At 59.9% G+C, this 20,576-nt stretch carries 21 protein-coding genes; 14 read left to right on the top strand and 7 right to left on the bottom strand.

The features are described from left to right. Positions 1–54 precede the first annotated feature (54 nt). Positions 55–228 (bottom strand): hypothetical protein, encoded by a 174-nt coding sequence (locus tag I2C21_RS13155; RefSeq protein WP_195279468.1) that lies wholly within the window; start codon positions 226–228, stop codon positions 55–57. Positions 229–258: 30 nt separating this feature from the next. Here I2C21_RS13155 and yedF point away from each other — a divergent pair, with 30 nt between their 5' ends. Together yedF and I2C21_RS13145 are read left to right on the top strand one after the other, a co-directional pair. After that, positions 259–858, top strand: a complete 600-nt coding sequence (yedF, locus tag I2C21_RS13150) for a sulfurtransferase-like selenium metabolism protein YedF (protein WP_195279467.1) — start codon at positions 259–261, stop codon at positions 856–858. 3 nt (positions 859–861) lie between these two features. Further along, positions 862–1,125, top strand: coding sequence for a putative Se/S carrier protein (locus I2C21_RS13145; RefSeq protein WP_193538253.1), 264 nt, complete (start codon positions 862–864; stop codon positions 1,123–1,125). 45 nt (positions 1,126–1,170) lie between these two features. Here the strand turns inward: I2C21_RS13145 and I2C21_RS13140 are convergent, their stop codons facing one another. The 5 genes from I2C21_RS13140 to I2C21_RS13120 form a co-directional block, all read right to left on the bottom strand. Continuing rightward, the gene (locus tag I2C21_RS13140) at positions 1,171–1,572 is read right to left on the bottom strand and encodes a hypothetical protein (RefSeq protein WP_215655065.1); all 402 of its coding nucleotides are present in this window, start codon (positions 1,570–1,572) and stop codon (positions 1,171–1,173) included. A gap of 196 nt (positions 1,573–1,768) precedes the next feature. Continuing rightward, on the bottom strand, positions 1,769–3,679 hold the full coding sequence (locus tag I2C21_RS13135; protein WP_193538249.1) for a sigma 54-interacting transcriptional regulator: 1,911 nt from the start codon (positions 3,677–3,679) through the stop codon (positions 1,769–1,771). A 127-nt stretch (positions 3,680–3,806) separates the two neighbouring features. Continuing rightward, positions 3,807–4,832 carry a Bug family tripartite tricarboxylate transporter substrate binding protein gene (locus tag I2C21_RS13130; RefSeq protein WP_235964303.1) on the bottom strand — a complete coding sequence of 342 codons (1,026 nt, stop codon included), beginning with the start codon at positions 4,830–4,832 and terminating at the stop codon, positions 3,807–3,809. Between the two features lie 53 nt (positions 4,833–4,885). Then, on the bottom strand, positions 4,886–6,415 hold the full coding sequence (locus tag I2C21_RS13125; RefSeq protein ID WP_101691524.1) for a tripartite tricarboxylate transporter permease: 1,530 nt from the start codon (positions 6,413–6,415) through the stop codon (positions 4,886–4,888). A gap of 16 nt (positions 6,416–6,431) precedes the next feature. Continuing rightward, complete coding sequence (locus I2C21_RS13120) at positions 6,432–6,887, bottom strand: tripartite tricarboxylate transporter TctB family protein (RefSeq protein WP_328821072.1); 456 nt, start codon at positions 6,885–6,887, stop codon at positions 6,432–6,434. 493 nt (positions 6,888–7,380) lie between these two features. On the opposite strand from I2C21_RS13120, the gene I2C21_RS13115 reads away from it, so the two are divergent. Further along, on the top strand, positions 7,381–7,863 hold the full coding sequence (locus I2C21_RS13115) for a SprT-like domain-containing protein (protein WP_193538247.1): 483 nt from the start codon (positions 7,381–7,383) through the stop codon (positions 7,861–7,863). Here I2C21_RS13115 and I2C21_RS13110 read toward each other — a convergent pair. Continuing rightward, on the bottom strand, positions 7,860–8,417 hold the full coding sequence (locus tag I2C21_RS13110; protein ID WP_186963927.1) for a DUF2284 domain-containing protein: 558 nt from the start codon (positions 8,415–8,417) through the stop codon (positions 7,860–7,862). The genes I2C21_RS13115 and I2C21_RS13110 overlap by 4 nt on opposite strands. A gap of 160 nt (positions 8,418–8,577) precedes the next feature. Between I2C21_RS13110 and I2C21_RS13105 the strand changes: the two genes are divergently transcribed. The 11 genes from I2C21_RS13105 (at position 8,578) to I2C21_RS13055 (ending at position 20,342) form a co-directional block, all read left to right on the top strand. Beyond that, complete coding sequence (locus I2C21_RS13105; RefSeq protein WP_193538245.1) at positions 8,578–9,396, top strand: DUF3298 and DUF4163 domain-containing protein; 819 nt, start codon at positions 8,578–8,580, stop codon at positions 9,394–9,396. Next, complete coding sequence (gene rlmD / locus I2C21_RS13100; protein ID WP_195279465.1) at positions 9,384–10,736, top strand: 23S rRNA (uracil(1939)-C(5))-methyltransferase RlmD; 1,353 nt, start codon at positions 9,384–9,386, stop codon at positions 10,734–10,736. Before I2C21_RS13105 ends, rlmD begins: the two co-directional genes overlap by 13 nt. A gap of 98 nt (positions 10,737–10,834) precedes the next feature. Further along, the gene (locus I2C21_RS13095) at positions 10,835–14,224 is read left to right on the top strand and encodes a PAS domain-containing hybrid sensor histidine kinase/response regulator (protein WP_195279464.1); all 3,390 of its coding nucleotides are present in this window, start codon (positions 10,835–10,837) and stop codon (positions 14,222–14,224) included. Positions 14,225–14,237: 13 nt separating this feature from the next. Beyond that, a complete protein-coding gene (tsaA, locus tag I2C21_RS13090; protein WP_193538210.1) occupies positions 14,238–14,924 on the top strand; it encodes a tRNA (N6-threonylcarbamoyladenosine(37)-N6)-methyltransferase TrmO in 687 nt (228 codons plus the stop codon). 27 nt (positions 14,925–14,951) lie between these two features. Further along, entirely contained in the window at positions 14,952–16,280 is a 1,329-nt protein-coding gene (locus I2C21_RS13085) for a putative ABC transporter permease (protein ID WP_195279463.1), read from the top strand. A gap of 58 nt (positions 16,281–16,338) precedes the next feature. Beyond that, positions 16,339–16,731 carry a DUF3783 domain-containing protein gene (locus tag I2C21_RS13080; RefSeq protein WP_195279462.1) on the top strand — a complete coding sequence of 131 codons (393 nt, stop codon included), beginning with the start codon at positions 16,339–16,341 and terminating at the stop codon, positions 16,729–16,731. A gap of 140 nt (positions 16,732–16,871) precedes the next feature. Further along, positions 16,872–17,660 carry a threonine/serine exporter family protein gene (locus I2C21_RS13075; RefSeq protein ID WP_207724953.1) on the top strand — a complete coding sequence of 263 codons (789 nt, stop codon included), beginning with the start codon at positions 16,872–16,874 and terminating at the stop codon, positions 17,658–17,660. 13 nt (positions 17,661–17,673) lie between these two features. Then, the gene (locus I2C21_RS13070) at positions 17,674–18,150 is read left to right on the top strand and encodes a threonine/serine exporter family protein (RefSeq protein WP_101691534.1); all 477 of its coding nucleotides are present in this window, start codon (positions 17,674–17,676) and stop codon (positions 18,148–18,150) included. A gap of 4 nt (positions 18,151–18,154) precedes the next feature. Continuing rightward, positions 18,155–18,844, top strand: coding sequence for a YjjG family noncanonical pyrimidine nucleotidase (locus I2C21_RS13065; RefSeq protein WP_186963922.1), 690 nt, complete (start codon positions 18,155–18,157; stop codon positions 18,842–18,844). Between the two features lie 30 nt (positions 18,845–18,874). Then, positions 18,875–19,822, top strand: coding sequence for a GDSL-type esterase/lipase family protein (locus I2C21_RS13060; protein ID WP_195279461.1), 948 nt, complete (start codon positions 18,875–18,877; stop codon positions 19,820–19,822). A 49-nt stretch (positions 19,823–19,871) separates the two neighbouring features. After that, on the top strand, positions 19,872–20,342 hold the full coding sequence (locus I2C21_RS13055; protein WP_101691538.1) for a DUF4358 domain-containing protein: 471 nt from the start codon (positions 19,872–19,874) through the stop codon (positions 20,340–20,342). The last annotated feature ends 234 nt before the right edge of the window (positions 20,343–20,576 follow it).

Below are 20,576 nucleotides of genomic sequence, written 5' to 3'. Positions count from 1 at the left end.
AAGAAGTTTCGTATCCGACACAACAGTTTCCAGTGTCCATTTCACGTCATTTATTCAATAAAGTCGCGAGCTAATATTGATTTTTTTTATAAAGGGATCATATCCCTCTATTTTCCCGGAAAGTGCTCCTCTCCAGTCCGGTTTTTCCGGAAGAAAACCGCTTTCTTCTCCCTCTGCCGTTCCACTCCAGTTGACAGTTTCCCGCTTCAAATCTATAATATTTTTCACAAAAAGAAACCATTTGAAGGAGATTTTACTATGTCTCGTATCATTGACGCCAAGGGAAAGGCCTGTCCCATGCCGGTGCTCATGGCCAAGGAGGCCATCTCCGCGGGCGAGAGTCAGTTCACCGTTCTGGTGGACAATACCACTGCCGTTGGAAACCTCCAGCGTCTTGCCGCAAATCAGGGTTTTGACGCCTCGGTGGAGGAGAAGGACGGGGCTTACTGCCTGTCCTTTTTGAAAAATGGTTCCCTGCCTGTTGCCTCTGCGGAGGAGCCGGTCTGCGCGCCCGCTCCCTCTGCCGGCTACGCCATCTTTGTGGGCCGGGACATCATTGGCGACGGTGACCAGGAGCTCGGCACCAATCTCATGCGGATGTTTTTCTATACGCTGGCCCAGTCCGACGATCTCCCCCGCTCCATCCTGTTCATGAACGCCGGCGTAAAACTGCCCGCCGGGGATGAGCAGGTGGCCCAGCACCTCCAGACCCTGCTTGACCGCGGCGTGGAGGTACTGGTCTGCGGTACCTGCCTGAACTTCTACGGGATCGCCGATCAGCTCGCCGCCGGTACCGTCAGCAATATGTATGACATTCTCACCCGTATGCAGGAAGCGGGCAAGGTGATCTCTCTCTAAGTCATGGATTACTGTCTGATTACCTTCTCTTCCTCCAGCGGGGCCATCCAGGCCCAGCGGGCCCTGAAAGGCCACCTTTCCTTTCAGACCATGCCGGTCCTGCGGGAGATTTCGGCCAGCTGCGGCATTGCCGTCCGTCTCGCCCCTGACGCGGCCGACGAAGCCCGCTCGCTCCTCTCCCATTCGGAGCTGCGGGCAGATGAGTACGCCTTTTATGGCATAAGCGGGCACGGCCCCACGCTTACCGCACAGCCCCTGTTTGGATAACGTATGTTCATTTGAAATCCCCCGGAGGATACCTCCGGGGGATTTTCAGTACTCTGTGACCGAAAAAAGAGAAAGTGCGCCATCCAGGGTCACGGGCCCGCTGCTGCGGACCAGAAACCGCAGTCCGGTCTGGACCGGCACCACAAAGAGAAACTGTGTTCCCATGGACAGCGGCTGCTCATCCGCAGCATGTATCACGGCACGCAGCATATCCTCCTCCGCCAGACCGGTCACCGGAATCACCGCACAGCTTCCCCCGGCCGGCAGCTGCGCCACCAGATGACAGGCGCAGTAGGCAATCCGCCGGGGCTGAGTCAGCACAGTATCTCCGTTCTGGAGTGTAAAGGTGCCTTGACCAGGTAAAAAATCATGGAAGCGCACATAGGTCCCATCGCTGTAGCTGCCCTGGTTGACCAAAAACTGGGCATAGTCCGTAAAGGCAGACAACCCCTGGGGGCCGGTGGGGCCGGCAGCGCCAGCCGGTCCGGTTGCCCCGATGGGGCCGGTCGGGCCGATTGGACCCGGCGGGCCTGCTGGCCCCTGTGGACCCGGCGGGCCCGGGACACAGCACAGGCAGCATCCGGGCGGTCTCTGTGGCGGCATATGGCATCCCCTCCTGCCTCAGGGTATGCCGCCGGAGGGCTCAGGGTGTCTTTTCCTCCTGCTGCTTTCGAAGGGCCTCCTGCCGCTTGGTCATACGCCAGAGGGTGGTACGGCTGATCCCCAACTCCTTGGCAAGGTCCTTTTTCTTCATGGTGACTGGAATCTGGAAGGTGATGGGTTCCTGCATGGGCCGCTCCACTTCCACCGTCCGCGGACTCTCCCGCTCCGGGAAAAAGAGGTGAAGATCCCGCAGGGCCTCCTCATCCACCGCCTGGGCGCTGCTGAGCACCACCAGCCGCTCACAGACATTGCGCAGCTCCCGCACATTACCCGGCCAGGCGTAGCGGCGCAGCAGGTCCCGGGCCTGCGGCGTCAGCAGAGGCGGACTTTTTCCCTGCTCGGCAGCCAACACACGGATCTGGCTCTCTACCAGAGGCAAAATATCGTCCGGCCGCTCCCGTAGGGGTGGAATATAGATCTCCAGGGTGTTGAGCCGGTGCAGCAGGTCGCTGCGGAACTTCCCCTGGGCGATCTGGCTCTGGATATTGACATTGGTCGCGGCAATGACCCGCACATCCACCGGGATGACCGCCGTACTTCCCACACGACGGATCTCCCGCTCCTGGAGCACACGCAGGAGTTTGGCCTGGAGGGTGACGGGGATCTCCCCAATCTCATCCAGGAAAATGGTCCCGTGGTGGGCCAGCTCAAAGAGGCCCGTCTTTCCCTCCCGGGACGCCCCGGAGAAGGCCCCCGGCTCATAGCCGAACAACTCGCTCTCCAGCAAGGTCTCGGGCAGGGTGGCGCAGTTGACCGCCACAAAGGGCTGGCCCGCCCGGCTGCTGGCGGCATGGATGCTGTGGGCAAAGAGCTCCTTTCCGGTGCCGGTCTCCCCGGTGATTAGCACGTTGGATGGGGCCTGGCTGAATTTTTTTGCCATCTCCACCTTGTGCTGCATGGCGGGACTGACCGCGATGATGTCCCGGAAGGAGTACTTGGCGCTCAGTCCCTTCTGGAGCAGGCCCCGGCGGATCTTGCGCTCTTCCTGCAAGATCTTATCCGCTGCCTGGGTGGTGATCAGCGTTCCCAGACCGGAGGTCTCGCCGGAAATGAGCTTGTATTTGACGAGAAAGCGCTGCCCGTACAGATTGAGGAAATTTTCATCGCCGTCCCGGCAGGGATTTTCCCGGTTTCCAATAAAGGTGAGGTCCGGGTGGATATCGCTCACCCGCCGGCCCTTCCAGTCCGCCACAAAGGCCAGATGGTAGAGCTGGTAGGCCTGGTCATTGGCCTCCAGAATACGGCCGGATTCATCCACGGCCAGCACAGCGTCTTCATTCCCATCCAGGATCATGCGGATGATATTGCTCTTAGTCCGCTCTGTATTGATGCTGATCGCCGTATTCTTGGCCTCCACCAGAGCATGTTCCAGCGTCTCGGAGCGAATGTGGATATAGGTATATGGCATCCCTCTGCCCTGGCAGATGTGCCCGACGGTGCCGCCGCAGACCACGGCGTCCATCCCGTCGCTCTGACAGGCGTCCACCGCCTGAATGGCACTCTGCTCATCCGTCACCTCATAAATGCGGATCTTTGCCCGGCACAATTCCTCCAGACCGCCCAGAATACTCTGTACCTCTTCCCGTTTGAGGCACAGGCCGATCCGGTTCGGGTGAAAGTCCTCCCGGCATTGGAGCAGCGCGCCCATGATGTCCATCCCGTCAAAGCTGAGGTGGGTCACATGCTTTTCCGGATAGAGTTCCTGGACCTTTCCATAGGTGATCCCTCGGGCTACAATGACGTCATAGCGCTCCAGATGGTGCAGGATCTCCGGCGTGCCGAAGCAATGGACGGCGTCAATGTGGACCTCATCGCTCTGCATCCGTTCCACCAGGCGTTCTACCGGCTTGAGCATCTCCGGCGCAGGGACAAATACGATGACATTGACCATCAGACCTCTCCTTTCCCATCCGTTTTGATTCCCCCCGGTCCACCGACCGAGGCACTCACAGAAAATAGGGAGCGAACCCTCTGATCTCGCAGGTCCGCTCCCATGATACTATATTTTAGCCTTCGGCTCAACCTTCCTTGGAAGCCAGGTAGTCAGCCTGGAAGTCAGCCACATACTGGGTGGCCTCCTCGGTGGCCTTGTACTCGTCGATGAGCTGGTTGAGCTCCAGGTACTCCTTCCAGGCCTCGCTCTCGGCGCACTGGCCCAGAACGTTGCTCCAGTAGGTCGCTGCCTCATCGCTCATAGCAGCAGGGGCAGCCACGCCGCGCCACACGGGCTTCTCTACGTTCTCATAGTCGCCGATCTCAGAGAGAGTGGGGGCGTCGGCCAGATTGCCGGTGAAGCGCTCGGTGGACAGGGCCAGGGTGGGGGTCAGGTCGCCGGACTCCACATACTGGGAGGCGGCGGCGGGCTTGGAGATGACGAAGTCCAGGTTGCCGCCCAGAGCAGCGGTGATGGCGTCGCCGGTGGAGTCATAGGTGATGTAGCCCATCTGATCCTGGGTCAGGCCCAGCTCCTCCAGGAGGGCGTTGTAGGTGGCGATATCGTCGCCCTTGGATCCGCCGATGACCACATAGGTGCCGTTCTTGGCGGCCTCAATGGCAGCGCCAAAGTCGGTCAGATCGCCGCCAGCCTTGGCATAGTCGGTCTTGTGCTCGGCCGCAGTCTCGCTGGTGAAGAGCAGCTGCTTATCCACCGCCATGATGGCCAGGATCCGGAAGTTCTCCGCGCGGTTCTTGGTGTTGTCCACCATGGGCATCAGGTCGCCGGAGTTGAAGGTCAGCAGATTGTAGTCCGCGCCGCTCTTCATGGTGGCGATCTTGTTGCGGCCCACCTCACCGGCGCCGTCGGTCTCATTGGAGACCACGATGGTCTGGTCATTGACCAACTTCTCGTTGGTCATAATCTCACTGAGCTTGCGGGTAAAGAGGTCAGAGCCGCCGCCCGCGGAAGAGGTGCAGATCCAGGTGATGTTCTTGGTGGGGTTGAACTCGCCGTTTTCATTGATGTCGGAGGCACCGCCGCAGGCCGCCAGAGAGACGGTCATCATGGCCGCCAGAGACAGGGAGAGCAGTTTCTTCTTCATATTCATGATTCATCTTCTCCTTATGAATTCTTATAGATATAGGATACGTCCAGAGAATATCAGACCGCAGCCTTGGTGTTGCTGCCCTTGACCTTGCGCAGGATGCTCTTGACCACGGGAGTCAGAACCAGCACCAGGAAGATGGCCAGCAGGACCAGCTTCAGGGGGCTGTTGACAAAGATACCCAGTTTGCCCTGAGAGGCGATAAAGGCCTTGCGCATGTTCTCCTCCAGCATGGGGGCCAGAACAAAGGCCAGCAGCATGGGGGCGGTGGGGAAGCCATTCTTCTCCAGCAGGTAACCGATGATACCGGAGATAAACATGATGACCACGCCGTACATGGAGTAAGAGGTGCTGTAAGCGCCCACGATGCACACGCAGGTGATGATGGGGATCATGTACTTGACGGGCACGCTCAGGATGTTGATGAGCACAGGGATGATCAGGATGGCCACCAGCAGGGTGAACACGTTGGCCAGATACAGGGAGGAGATCAGGCTCCAGCAGAACTCAGGGTTGGTATCGAAGAGCAGGGGACCGGGATTCAGGCCCCACATCATCAGGCCGCCCAGTAGAACGGCGCCGGTGCCGGAACCGGGGATGCCCAGAGCCAGCAGGGGAGCAAAGGCGCCGGCGGCAGCGGCGTTGTTGCCGGCCTCAGAGGCGGCGATACCCTCAATGGCACCGGTGCCCATGGGCTCCTCGCTCTTAAACTTCTTCTGCATGGCATAGCCCACCATGGAGCCGGTGGTGGCACCGGAGCCGGGCAGAACGCCCACAAAGGTACCCAGCACACCGGAACGGAGGATGGGGGGCAGGATGCGGCGGAAATCATGGCCCTTGAGGAGGCTGCCACGGATGGAGAGCTTCACCTTCTGCTCCTCACTATGACGCTTTTCCTCGTCAGCCTTGCGCTCATTGACCAGCTTGATGACCTGGGCAAAGCCTACGCAGCCGATGACAAAGGGAGTAAAGGTAATGCCGCCCAGCAGGTAGATGTTGCCGAAGTCGTAGCGGGGCACGCCGGAGAGGGTGTCCATACCGATGCTGGCCACCAGAATGCCCAGCATGGTGATGACGATGCCCTTGATGGGGTTCTCACCGATGAGCCAGCTGATGCTGGTCATGGCGATGAGCAGCACCACGGTCATCTCGGCATAGCCGAACATCAGGCCCACCTGGGCAAGACCGGAGGCGGTAATGGTCAGGATCAGGATGCCGATGGTGCCGCCGATGAAGCTGGAGAGGTTGGCGGCCACCAGAGCCTGGCCGGGACGGCCCTTCTTGGCCATGGGGTAGCCGTCCAGGGCAGTCGTAATTGCGGGGGTATCGCCGGGGATGTTCAGCAGGATGGCGCTGAAGGAGCCGCCGTACATGTTGGAGTAATAGAGGGCGCCCAGCATGATGATCGCGGTGGTGGGATTGAACTTATAGGTGAGGGGGAGCAGCAGAGCCACGCCGGCCAGGCTGCCGATACCGGGCATGGCGCCGACCACCAGGCCCAGGATAGCGCCCAGCATACAGGCGCCGATGTTTACGGGATCCAGAACGGTCTGAAATCCGGCAAACAGCATTGCAAAGTTTTCCATACTTTTTCAGACCTCCTTACATGAAGAGCTCAAACAGGCCCATGGGGAACTGAACCTGCAGCCAGACCACAAACACGCCGATGATGATGGCGGCCAGAATGGCCTCAATGATGATCACATGCTTCCAGGGTGCATGCTCCACCAGCTTGAGCCACAGCACCAGGTACACCAGGCAGCTCAGGATCAGACCGATCACCATGCTGCCGATGATGATACCGGCGGCGCCCAGAATGACCATCAGCTCCGCACGGTTATACTGAACGTCCTTCCCGTCCTTATCCCGGGCCACCTGGATAAAGCTGGCGATGCTGGCCAGCAGCAGGACGACCGCAATGATGATGGGGAAAAATCCAGGGGTAGGACCCGCGTCCCAAAATCCAAAGTCGATCATGCCGACTGCAATGAACACGATGGCCACAATGGCAGTGACTACCGGGATCAGTGCCCGTGTGTTGAGTTTCTTTTTCTCCACGTTCTATCTCTCCTCTCTTGCTTCCGGCCGGTGCTCCTATGGCCCCAGCCGTCCGGCGGAGTCGCCGGAGTTTGCCTGCTCCCACATATCGACTGTACATTACCCTCCTCCGATGCAGTTGCAGGCGGTCAAGACCCTCCCGCGGGCCTCATTCTGCCCAAATAAAAAAGCAACGCCTGTGCCAATCTCCCATTTTTTCAAACTTCTCTTTTTTCTTTCGGTGCTTTTTGTACAAATTATCCTGTGTCTTTTCAAAAAATGTCCTTATATTTCCTCCCAGAAATTCTTAACAAAAAGTTTTCAATTTTTTTATGGAGTTGCGCTTTGGAACAATTGCTTCATTTTGTTTCACAATTTGTTTCAAAAAATGAAACGAGTTGAAACATATACGTTTCAACTCGTTTCATTTAACTTCTGTGTAAAAAAAGGATCCCTCTACCCACTTCTGTTTCACCGAAGCACATGGTATCATACTCCAAAAGGAGGGGATCTTTTGCATCCATTTGACAGGCTCCTGCTCCAGGTACAGCAGGAGGCACATGCTCTGAGCATCCCGATCTCTGCTCAGATCGTCCCCCACGTGCACATCAACACCCGGGCACTCACCCGATTTGGCCGCTGCTTCTTTCGGGACGGAGCATACCACATTGAATTGACCCACCGCCTTCTGGATGCGCCGGAGTGGGCCATCCGCCAGACACTGGCCCACGAGCTGCTCCATACCTGTCCCGGCTGCCAGAACCACGGGCCGCTCTGGCAGCGCTATGCTGGGCAAATGAATGCCGCTTACGGCTACTCCATCACCCGCACCGCACTCCCCAGTTCTCTGGGGCTTGCCGACGAAAAGCCGGTGCGTCACTTGGTGGTCTGTCTCTCCTGCGGCCGGGAATTCCCCCGCTCCCGCGCCTCCCGCCTGACCCAGCACCCGGAGCGCTATCGCTGCCGCTGCGGCGGCAAACTGGCGCTGCGCTTTTAGCCGTTTGGCGTATCTGTCGCACACTTCCCGTGAAAGAGAACGCAGCTGGTATAGGTAATGGTGTTGGGTCCGTAGTAATAGGGTACGCTGGCCCGCTCGCAGGCGCTGGATACCAGCAGTCCAAAGGCCTCCATGGAGATGACCGCCCGCTGGGGGAAGCGGCAGGGCGCATCCGGATAGGTACACTGAGCACACAGCTGGCAGGTCCCAGCCCCCAGGGGCAGGCAGTCGGCTTCCTCCGCCCGGGCCGCCTCTGCCAGGGCGGCAAAGCGCTCCTTGTGGATCCGCTCTGTCTCCATCATGGTGTCTGCGTCAAAGGGGTCGTCCAGCATGCCGGTACTCTGTACCAGCACGCCCTCCCCGTATTCCTTCAGCCGGGCCGCGCACTCCTCCAGACTTCCGCAGCCGGGAGGGCAGGTCCACCGGGTACCAAAGGCCCCGCACCGGCCTGCCGCACACATATCCCGCACCTCCGGCAGACACTCCAGGTCCTGTGCACGCACCACTCCCACATGCTCAAACCCAAATTCCTGCGCCTTTTTGCACCAGTCCATCGCGACCGTCCCTCCCTAATTTATTTTATATTTTTTATTTTACTGCTCTTTTCCCCCATATGCAAGCTTTGCCCATTTACGCCAGCTCAGATGAAGAGTATAATAAGATATTCTAGCGCTCTTAAGGTGCGGGCTTTGCCGCACCGGAAAGGAGATCTGTATGAAACGATCCGCACTTCTCCCGCTGACCGCTCTGCTGTTGGCCCTGGTGTCCTGTTCTCCCAAAGCGCCTGCTCCGTCTTCTTCCACGGCACCAGTTCCCACACCTTCGGCTCCCCCCACCCCCTCTCCCACCCCCACCTATACCTATGTTGCACCTGTTCTCTCCGAGCAGGTCTTTACCCAGGACTACACGGCCGACGACGGCACCACCGTACTGTCGGTGTCCTATACTCTGCCGGATTTCGAAAATAAATCCGAGTCCCCCGCCCTCGCCGCCATTTCCGCCTGGTATGCCGCTGAGGGACAGGCTCTTCTGGACAATACTACCGCCACCACCGCCCAGGACGCCCTCAGTGACTATGAGCTCTCCGGTCCTCTCGGGCTTCCGTTTCAGCCCATGAAAGAGGAAATGACCTACACCTCCCTCTATCAGAATGAGCAGGTCATCTCCTTTGCCCGGGAATTTTATGCCTCCTCGGAGGGGACCGCGCACCCCACTGTCTTCCGTATGGGGGAGCTCTTTGACCTGACCACCGGTGCCTCGCTGACCTTTACCCAGTGCTTTACCGACGCCATTGCCGCCTCGGAACAGGCGCTGGAGTATATTCTCGCCTCGGATACGGCTGCCGGACTGATGCAGCAGGGCGTGGAGAAAGCACAGCTCCAGGCCGCTTTTCAGCCGGAGAACTTCTATCTGACCAAGGATGGATTCGTTTTCTGGTTCCAATCCGGGGATCTGGGCGCCAACAACAGCCCCGTGGAGATCCCCGTCCCCTATTCTGCCTTGAAGGAGTATCTTGTCTCATGGATCGGATGATGGAACACACCATACAAACACTGACTGTCGACGCCTATTCCAGCGACGGCGCCGGCGTCGCCCGTCTGGACGGCGCGGCCGTCTTTGTGGCGGGCGGCCTGCGGGGTGAGACCTGCCGGGTCTACCTGGACAAGGTGGGACGCACCGCGGTCTGGGGCCATGTGGTGGAGGTCCTGACTCCCTCCCCCAACCGGCTGACCCCTGACTGTCCCTATGACGCCCAGTGCGGCGGCTGCCGTTTTCGCCACATGACCTATGCGGAGGAGCTCTCCGCCAAGCGCCAGCGGGTAGAAGATGCTCTGCGCCGCATCGGCGGACTGGATCTGTCGGTGGAGGAGATCTTGGGCGCGGCCCATCCCGAGCGCTACCGCAACAAGGCACAGTTCCCCGTCTGTCCCGGTCCCCGGATCGGATTCTATCAGGCCGGGACCCATACTGTCACCGATGTAGCCGACTGCCTTCTCCAGAGCGAAGCGGCCGCCCGGCTGCGCACCGCCGCCAAGGAGTGGATGACCGCCTTCCGCATCCCCGCCTATCAGGAGAAGAGCGGCAAGGGCCTGGTACGCCATGTCTATGTCCGCACCAACCGCCGCGGCCAGTCTCTCTTCTGCCTTCTGGTCAACGGAACCAGTGTCCCCCACGAGGAGGAGCTGGTGCAGGCCCTGCGCAGCGCCGAGCCCGGCCTGATCGGTGTCGTACTGGGCGTCAACGAGAAGCGCAGCAACGTCATCCTCGGTGACTCCTACCGCACATTGTGGGGAAATGACTTTTTGGACGACACCCTCTGCGGACTTACCTTCCGCCTGTCCGTTCCCTCCTTTTATCAGGTCAATCCGGAGCAGACCGAGATCCTCTATGGCAAAGCGGCCGAATTTGCGGCCCTCACCGGAACGGAAACCGTTCTGGATCTCTACTGTGGCATCGGCACCATCGGTCTGACCATGGCCGGAAAGGCCCGCTCCATCATCGGCGCTGAGGTGGTCCCGGAGGCCATCCGGGACGCCCAGGCCAACGCCCAGCGCAACGGCATCACCAACGCCCGCTTCCTGTGCGGAGATGCCGGTGAGGCCGCCCGCCGCCTGGCCCAGGAGGGACTCCGCCCCGATGTGGTGTGTGTGGACCCCCCGCGGAAGGGCCTGCGGGAGGACGTGGTGGAGACGGTGGCCTCCATGGCTCCCCAGCGCATCGTCTATGTCTCCTGTGATCCCGCCACGCTGGCACGGGATCTGGCCCGTTTTGCCCAGTGCGGTTATTCCACCCAGAAGGCCGTGGCCGTGGATATGTTCCCCCGTACCGCCCATGTGGAGACGGTCTGTCAGCTCATCCGGGCCAGCCGCTGAGTCAACCGCTCCGCCTCAACTACATTCACTGATACTTCGCAGCGCCTTCCGGGCCGGCCTATCCCGGACTTTTGCTGTGTGCCCATGGAGGTACTGCTATGACAAATCCCCGCTCTTCTCTCACGGAGATTCTGGACGGCCTGAAGACCACTGCGGTCTACATCGTCCATCCCCAGACCCGGGAACTTCTTTTCCGCAATCAGGCCGCCGCTGCCCTGACACCCGAACTGATGCCCGGAAGTCCCTGTCCCGCCTTTCCGGACGCCTCTGTCGCGCCCATTCACTGGCAGGACGACACCGAGGCGGAGATGCTCTCCCGCACACTTCCGCGGGAGGTGGGGGACACTTCCTCCCCCTGTACCGGTACGGTACCGGTATCGGCACTCTCCGCCTGCTGCGATCTGTTTTCCTACGTGCTGGACCTTACCGCGGGCACATATTGCATCTGTCCGCCCGCTCTCTCGGGTCAGCGGGGCACATTAGAAGAGCTGCGCACGCAGCTGTGCAGCCAGGTCTCCTCGGACCGTGTCTCTCTGCTGGAGCATTTTCTCTCCCCGGAGCAGCTGCGTCAGGCACTGACCGCTCCCCTCCCCCCGCTGGAGCTGGATCTGAAGCAAAGCGACGGCAGCGAGCACCATGCCGTCCTCACCCTGCTGCCCCTCTCCCCCGCCGCCTGCGGTCCGGACCGCGTCCTGCTCACCGGCCGCACCCAGCACCAGACCATGGCTGCCAGACGGCATGCCGCCGAGCAGCGGGCGCTCTACGACTCTCTCCCCGGCGGGGTGGCCAAGTTCCGGATCGACGAACAGACTACCTTCCTGGGCGGAAGTTCCACCTTCCTGGAGATGTTCGGTACCCCGCCCCACAAGGGTATGGGGCACAGTATCCTCCACGAATACCGGGCCCATATTCTCTCAGAAATCCACAGCAAGGCCCGGCGCCGCCTGCCCATCTCGCTGGAATTTCCCATGCTGTGCCGGGATGGCCGCTCCATCTGGGTCCAGTGCGAGGGGACCTGTGTGGAGGAGGACGGCGGATATCCGGTCTATCTCTTCCTGCTGCTGGATATCACTCTGCGCCACGAAGCTGTGGAGGCGCTGGAACAGGAGCGGGCCAAGTACCGCCTGGTGGCGGAAGGGGCCGCCGACATCGTCTTTGAGTACTTCCCCCATCAGGACCACCTCTGTATCCAATACAGCCAGGGCGAATCCAGCCTTGCCATTCCCGGATATCTTGGCGATATCGTGCAGCGGGAACGCTGTTCCGGTGCAGACCTGGAGCGGCTCCAACAAGTCCTGTGCGGCAGTCTCCGGCAGGCTGAGGTCCGCATTATCCCCTACCAGGAGGCCGAGCCCCACTGGTATCTGCTCCAGGGAAATCCGCTTCTGGACGGCGGGGAGATCACCCGGGTGATCGGCACCTTCCGCCTCATTGACGAGCCAAAGGCCCAGATCCAGACCGCCCAGCACCAATTGGCGGAGGCTCTGGAGGAAAACCGGCGGGCCAACCGCCGCTTCTCCAGCGCGGTGAGCCGGTTCTATGATGCCATCTATGAGGCAGAGCTCTATTCCGGTGATCTGATTATCTGGAAGGAGTCGGAGGGGGGCCTCACCCCCATGGAGAGCGGTGTTACCCTGTCCGAGCACATCCAGACGGTGGCTGACCATTTTGTCCATCCGGATTACCGGGAGCGCTTCCTGGCCCAATTCACCCAGGAACGGCTGCTGGAGTTCTTTCTCAGCGGTGGGCAGGAGTGCTCCATGGAGGCGCCCAACCTTCTCGTCTCCGGTGAATACCACTGGTTCAGCCTCCAGGTCCAGCTGGTGGAGCGGGAGGAGCATGTTCTGCGCATCATGCTCTACCTCAAGGATATCGAGGCGCAGAAGGCCGAACAGGAACGCCGGCAGCAGGCCCTGCGAGACGCCCTCAAGCTGGCCGAACAGGCCAACGACGCCAAGACGGACTTTCTCTCCCGGATGAGCCATGACATCCGGACACCTATGAACGCCATCATCGGCATGACCACCATTGCCTCCTCCCACCTGGAGGAACCGGAAAAAATCGCCGACTGTCTGCAGAAGATCACCTCTTCCTCCCGGTATCTTCTCTCACTCATCAACGATATTCTGGATCTCTCCCGCATTGAATGCGGCAAGCTCTCCATTGCGCAGGAGCCCTTTGATCTGTTACAGCTGATCGAGGATCTGAACGCGGTGTGCTCCTCCCAGGCCCTGCTCAAAGAGCAGGAGTTTCGCATGACCGTCTCTCCCCAGCTGCGGCGCACCTATACCGGCGACGCCCTGCGCTTCCATCAGATCCTGATGAACCTGCTCGGAAACGCCCTGAAGTATACGCCCGAGCATGGCCATATCTCCTTCCGCGCCGACTGCAAACGGCTGACGGCGGATTCCGATCTGCTCACCTTCCAGGTGCAGGATGACGGCATCGGCATTACGCAGGACTTTTTGTCCCATATCTTCGACGCCTTTTCCCAGGATCGCCAGACCGACGCCCGGGTGGGCAGCGGCCTGGGCCTGGCCATTACCCAAAACCTGGTCCATCTCATGAACGGCAATATCTCTGTGGAGAGTGAATTTGGCAAGGGAAGCTGTTTTACGGTGGAGATCCCCCTGAAATATCCCGATGTCCAATCCGGCTTTGCCGAGGATGATCTCCCCGTGGACCTGCGGGTCCTGGTGGTGGATGACGACTCCACCGTTCTGGAACAGGCTGTCACCCTTCTCTCCCAGATGGGGGTCACGGCTCAGATCGCCGGCAGCGGCGCCAAGGCCCTGAGCATGCTGGAACACGAGCTGGAAAAACAGCAGCACTACGACATTGTTCTGGTGGACTGGAAAATGCCGGGCATGGACGGCGTCGAGACCGTACGGCGGATCCGCACCCTGACCGGCGGCGAGACCTTGGTGGCCGTCATGTCCGTCTATGACTGGAGTGATATCGAGACAGAAGCCCGGGAGACCGGTGTGGACCTCTTTGTCTCCAAGCCCCTTCAGCCCCACAATCTGCGCGCCGTACTCACCTCGTCGGCCCGCCATCACAGACAACAGGCCCAGGAGGTCCACTTTGACGGGCAGCGCGTACTGCTGGTGGAGGATAACGAGCTCAACCAGGAGATCGCAGCCACCATTCTGGAGGAAAAGGGTCTTCTGGTAGATGTGGCGGAAAACGGGCAGGTCGCTCTGGAGCGGTTCCAGGCCACCCCGCCGGGGACCTATTTCGCCCTGCTCATGGACATCCAGATGCCGGTGATGAACGGCTACGAGGCCGCCCGGGCCATCCGGGCGCTGGACCGCCCCGACGCCTCCAGCGTTCCCATCATCGCCATGACTGCAAACGCCTTTGCCAGCGATGTCTCCGAGGCCATGTCGGCAGGTATGAACGGCCACATCGCCAAACCCGTGGAATTTGAAAAGCTCGCCGCCCTGCTCCGCGACGTGGCCAGAGGGCGTACCGACGCCCAACCGTGAAACGAGGGATACTATGTCTGATACTCATTCCATCCATGTCATCGCCCACATCCACACCCAGTTCCCCACGAAATTCGGCATCCCCCGTCAGAGTGGTCTGGTGGAAGAACTGCGCGGGACGGTGGTCTTTGAGCCGGAATACCGCAATCCCGACGCCCTGCGGGGTTTGGAGGCCTTTTCCCACATCTGGCTGATCTGGCAGTTTTCCGGTGCGGTACGGGAGAACTGGTCCCCCACCGTCCGCCCGCCCCGTCTGGGCGGCAACCGGCGGATGGGTGTGTTTGCCACCCGCTCTCCCTTCCGCCCCAACCCCATCGGGCTCTCCTCCGTGCGCCTTCTGGGCGTGGAACACCATCCGGAGCTGGGCCCCGTACTCCAGGTGGCCGGGGCTGACCTGATGGACGGCACGCCCATCTATGACATCAAGCCCTATATCGCCACCGACCTCCATCCGGATGCCGCGGGCGGCTTTACTTCCGGTCTCGACGAGCGCAGACTGGAGGTGGAGTTTCCCCCCGCTCTTCTGGAGCAGATCCCCGAGGCACACCGCTCCGCCCTCCTGGGGGTGCTCTCCCGGGATCCCCGTCCCAGCTATCAGAAGGATTCCGACCGTCTCTACGGCCTGGCCTTCGCCGGATGGGATATCCAATTTACCATTTGGGAAGGCGTCCTCACCGTCCGCCATGTCCGCCCCTGCTGACCCGGGGCACACTGAAAAGGAGTCTTTATGACCTATTCCCTCTATCAACTTCTCTGGCTCTTCCTGCTCTACTCCCTTTTGGGCTGGTGTGCCGGCGTCGTGGCGTCCTCCCTGCGCAAACATGCGTTTATCAACACCGGTTTCCTCAACTTGCCCCTGTGCCCCATCTATGGCACGGCCGCCGTCCTCTTTTCCATTTTTCTCCCGGAACTTGCCCAAAACCTCTTCTTCCTCTTCCTGGGCGGCGCAGTACTCTCCGCCTTCCTGATCTTTGTGACCGGCTTCTTGCTGGAGCGCATTTTTCACCGGAAGTGGTGGGACTTCACCCAGCACCGTTTTCAGTTTGAGGGGTATATCTCGGTTCCCCTTCTGGCCCTCTGGGGCGCCCTGGCCGTGGTATGCATCCGGCTGGGGAATCCCCTTCTTCTGCATCTGACACAGCTCATCCCCCGTTCCGTCGGCCAGACCATTCTGGCTGTGGTCTACGGACTGGTGGGGCTGGACTTCCTGCTCTCCCTGGTCTCGGTCCTCCAGCTGCGCTTCCGGGTCAAAAAGCTCACCGAACTGGAGGAGGACTTCCGCAATCTGTCCAATCAGTTCGGAAATGCCATTACCGGACGCATTCAGCGCCGTGTGATCCACGCCTATCCCAACCTGGAAACCGAAAAAATCGTCAAAACACAGAAGGAAGCTAACCGCCGGGAAAAGTCCCTTGTCTTTGCACAGGGCTGCTGCTTTCACAAGCTGGTGTGGCTCTTTGTCATCGCCGCCTTTTTGGGCGATATCATTGAGACGGTCTTCTGCCGCTTTACCCTTGGCTGGTGGATGAGCCGTTCCAGCGTGGTCTGGGGCCCCTTCAGCGTGGTGTGGGGACTGGGCGCAGTCATGCTCACCGCGGCCCTCTATAAATACAAGGATAAGAGCGACGGCTCCATCTTTTTGGCCGGTACCATCCTGGGCGGCGCCTATGAATATGTGTGCAGCGTCTTTACCGAGCTGGTCTTCGGCACCATCTTCTGGGATTACAGCCATCTCCCCTTCAACCTGGGCGGGCGGATCAATCTGCTCTTCTGCTTCTTCTGGGGGATCGCCGCGGTGGTCTGGCTCAAGTACATCTATCCCCCGCTCTCCCTTCTCATCGAGCGCATTCCCATCCGCTGGGGCCGTGTGGGAACCTGGGTCCTTCTGGTCTTTATGGTGTGCAATATGTCCCTCTCCGCCCTGGCGCTGGCCCGCTACTCCCAGCGCCAGACTCAGCCGGATGCCCCTCAGAATGCCGTGACCGCTTTCCTGGATGCCCGCTTCCCCGACGCACGGATGGAACGGATCTATCCAAAGGCTGAAATTGTAAACTGAATTCTCCACATTTTACGGCTCCGTTGTGGAAAATCTATTGTGCCAGGAGGTCTTCTTCATGCCCAAATCCCAGGGACTTGTCCTCTATTATAACGCTTCCACCCCGCAGGAAGCCGCGAAAGCCCGCCTCGTTTTCATCCGTATGGGTCTGCGGATCAAGCTGATCTCCACGGAAGAATTGGGACAGGCGGTGGGCTCCTTTGCAGGTCTGGAAGTACCGTCCCCTCCCGCTGCCGATCCTGTTTCCATTGAGGAGAGCATTCTGGTCTTCTCCGGCCTTCCGGGGCGTGCGCTGGATCAGACGCTGGCCGCCCTGCGCAAGGCCGGGATCCCCCGCTCGGTCTACAAGGCCGTCCTGACCCCTGGAAATGCCTCCTGGTCTTTCTATCAGCTCTATCAGGAGCTCTGTAAGGAGCGGCAGGCCATCGAAGATGGCAATTCTCCCGATTGACTTCGACAATCCTCTATTTTATTAAGCAAGATTATAAAATTTTTCTCAAAAACAACTTTTTACTTGTCCCGTGCGTCAAAAAGAGGTAAGCTTAGTGTTCGGTAGCGATCGGACGCAGGGCTTACCCCTGCCGTCAGTCTATGGAAAGGCAGGTGCGGCGCACTTTGAGCATCAATTATGACCAGCTTCTGGATCTGGCCACCGAGCTTGGCTTCCGTCTGATGGAGACGGGAGCCGAGATCTACCGGGTGGAGGAATCCGTACAATACATTCTGCGGGCATACGGTGTGGAGACCGGCGAGGTCTTTGCCATTCCCAACTGCCTGATCGTCAGTCTCACCGATACCGCAGGGCACGCCAGCACACGGGTGCGGCGGATCCCCGCCCACGGAACGGACATCTCGCTTCTGGAGTCCTACAACGAATTCTGCCGGAACATCGTACAGTCCCCTCCCCCGCTGGAGGAGGCCCTGAAACGCATGGAGGCCATCTCCGCCCGGCACTTCGTCTACCCCTTTCCCGTGATGCTCCTGGCCTATTTTGTGGGCGGAGGGGCATATTCTCTGTTTTTTGGCGGGGACTGGACCGACGGCATCTGCGGCGGACTGTGCGGCGTGGCCATCGGGCTGTGTCTCCGGCTGCTGGGCCCCCTTGGCGCCAACTCCTTTGTGCGCACCATGGCCGCCGGAGCGGTAGCTGCCCTGTGCGCACTGGTTCTGGTGGGCATGGGTCTGGGACACAATCCGGACTTTATCACCATCGGCGCGCTGATGATCCTGGTGCCGGGGATCGCCTTTACCAATGCCATGCGGGATATCATGGCCGGCGATCTGACCTCGGGGGTCAACAAAGTGGTGGAGGCCCTCCTCATCGCCACCGCCATCGCACTGGGAACCGGCTTTGTTCTGAGCCTGGCTCCGGCGGTCTAAGGGGGTGGATGTGTTGGAACTGTTCACCTTCTCCTACTTTCTCCCCTGTCTCTACGCCTTTGTGGGCTGCGTGGCCTTTGCCGTCTCCTTCAATATCCACGGCCGTGAGATCCCCATTTCCGCCCTGGGCGGCGCGGTAGGCTGGCTGGTCTATCTGCTCTCCGCCCCCTGGTTCCCGGGTGAGGTCGTGCGGTATTTTCTGGCCTCCCTGGCCCTCACCGCTTACTGCGAGGGGATGGCCCGGGTGCGCAAATGTCCCGCCACTTCCTATCTTCTGATCTCGATTTTCCCTCTGGTCCCGGGCGCCGGCATCTACTATACGATGGAGTATGCCGTCCACGGTGAGACCGCCCTCTTCCTTCAGCAGGGAATGGAGACGCTGAGCCTGGCCGGCGCGCTGGCGCTGGGCATCCTGCTGGTGACCTCCATCATGCGTATGTGGACCCTCTTCTGCCGCCGGACCAGGCGGACTTCCGCGCAAAGGAGATGATCTCTTGCCCCGCTACGACTATGTGCTCTTTGATGCGGACAACACCCTGTTTGACTTCGATCTGGCCGAGCGCCGGGCGCTCCAGGCTGCGCTGGAGGCCCACGGCTATCCCTTCAATGACCTGACGGAGCAGCTCTATCTCTCCGTGAATCGGGCGCTCTGGCACCGGTTTGATCTGGGCACCATTGACAAGGATACCCTCCTGCGGGAGCGCTTTGCCGTCTTTTCCCGTGTGATGGGCGGAGAGGACGATCCGGAGGAATTCAACCGCTTCTATCTGGACCGCCTGGCCGAGGGGAGCGATCTGCTTCCCGGTGCAGAGGCCCTCTGCCGCGCCCTTGCGCCCCACTGCACCCTGGCCATTGTCACCAACGGTGTCTCCCATGCCCAGCGGGGCCGCTTCTATGCCTCGCCCCTCCCGCCTCTCTTTTCCGGACTGTATATTTCCGGCGAACTGGGCGTGAGCAAGCCCCAAAAGGCCTTTTTTGATGCAGTCCTTCAGGACCTGCATATCCCGTCCCATGCCCGTACTGTCGTGGTAGGGGATAATCTGCTCTCCGATATTCAGGGCGGGATCAACGCGGGTCTTGACACCATCTGGTACAATCCCCGGAAGCTTCCCAATCCCAACGGCCCGTTCCCCACATTTGAGGTATCGGATTTTGACGCGCTGCGCACGCTGCTCCTGTGCTGATTTTATTTCCTGAAATGAGGTACATATCCCATGTCTAACGTCAAGCGTTCCTCTTACCGCCGCCCGCCCCGGCGTCCCTCTCTCCCTCTGCTGGCCGCCGGCCTGGTGGTCTGCGCAGGACTGCTGCTGGCGCCTACGCTGACCCGCGCATTTTCGTCGGATTCCCCCTCTTCCTCCAGTCCCACCCCCTCCCCTTCTGCGGCCGCTCCCTCCGTGACTCCGGTGGCCCCTTCCGTTGCCACGCCGCCTCCTGCCGCGCTGAGCGCCGCGCCCCAGGCTTCTCCCACCCCCGCACCTGCTGCCGAGTCCCCTGCGCCTGCCGGTAACGGTACCTACGACTATACCAAGCCGGCTCCCGCCTCCGACCCGGTCGATATGTCCTATTTCTCCGACGCGCTCTTTATCGGGGATTCCCGTACCGAGGGTCTCCAGCTTTACAGCGGTATTGAGGGCGCCTCCTTCTACTGCTATAAGGGCATCACCATTTTTGACGTGATGCAGGAGAATCCCAAAAAGCTCATCACCATCAACGGGCAGAAATATTCCATTGTGGACGCGCTCTCCGCCGAGGCCGGGAAGTACAGCAAGGTGTACATCTCTCTCGGCATCAACGAGCTGGGCTATTACGACGACCAGGGCTTCCACGACAAATTTGCCGCCCTCATCGATCACATCCAGGAAACCCAGCCCAATGCCATTATCTATCTCCAGAATCAGGTGCCGGTCAATCCCACGCTCTGCGCCAAAAACTGGCCCTCTTATGTAAACAACGACAAGGTCGCCGTCTACAACGGCATCTTTGAGCAGCTCGCCGAGGAGAAGCAGGTGGTTCTGCTGGATGTGGCCTCTGCCCTCTCCAACTCCGACGGGATCCTGGCCCAGGAAAACACCGTGGATGGCGTGCATTTCACCACCAGCTGGTACAAGACCTGGCTCACCTATCTGATGAATCACACCGTGGACCCCGCTCTCCTGTAACCCATGTGACCTACATGACACTATAACAATAGAAAGGAAGTCTTGCTCCATGCGTCCCTCCCTCTTCCGGCGGCTTCTTCCTCTGGCTGCCCTCTGTCTCCTGCTCTCTGCCTGCGGCGGAAAAGCTGCCACCCCCTTTGATCCTGCGGCCACGGCCCAAGCCCTTCAGGACTCCGGCGCCTTTTCTGAGCCTCTGGAGTCCATGTCCCAGGACCTGGCCTGCGGGACTCTCTACGCCATTGACAGCGCCGATGTGACCGGATGTGCCGTCTACACCACGCCCACCGCCGGCGCGGAAGAGATCGCCGTCTTCACCCTGGTGGATGAGGATGCCGCGAAGAGTGCCCTGGACGCTCTGACCCAGCGGGTCGCGGACCAGAAGGAGGCGCTGGAGAATTACCAGCCCGACGAGGTCTCCAAGCTGGACAACGCTATTTTGGAGCAGCGGGGCAACTCCGTCCTGCTGGCAGTGGCCGCCGATGCGGATGCCGCGCAAAAGGCGCTGGACGCCCTGAAGTAAGCAGAATTTTGATACGGCCTGGTGGAGAATGTGCCATTCTCTACCAGGCCGCTTTTTTATACCTATCTTTTCCTTCCTCTTTTTCCAAATCATACAGGCTTTCGGCACCTGCTTTTGCAATCCTCATCCAAGAAAAGGCGCTTTTTTTCTTTTCTGTGCAATTAAATGAATATCTCTGTCTCTTTTTAGACTATATATAATTTTTGACAGTTTTACTTGCATTCTTTTGTGAAA

It is taken from the genome of Clostridium sp. J1101437_171009_A5 (assembly GCF_015547905.1).
Taxonomy (GTDB): domain Bacteria; phylum Bacillota; class Clostridia; order Oscillospirales; family Oscillospiraceae; genus Pseudoflavonifractor_A; species Pseudoflavonifractor_A gallinarum.
The sequence above is the reverse complement of the archived record's forward strand: the minus strand, read 5'-3'. Positions and strand labels throughout refer to the sequence as shown.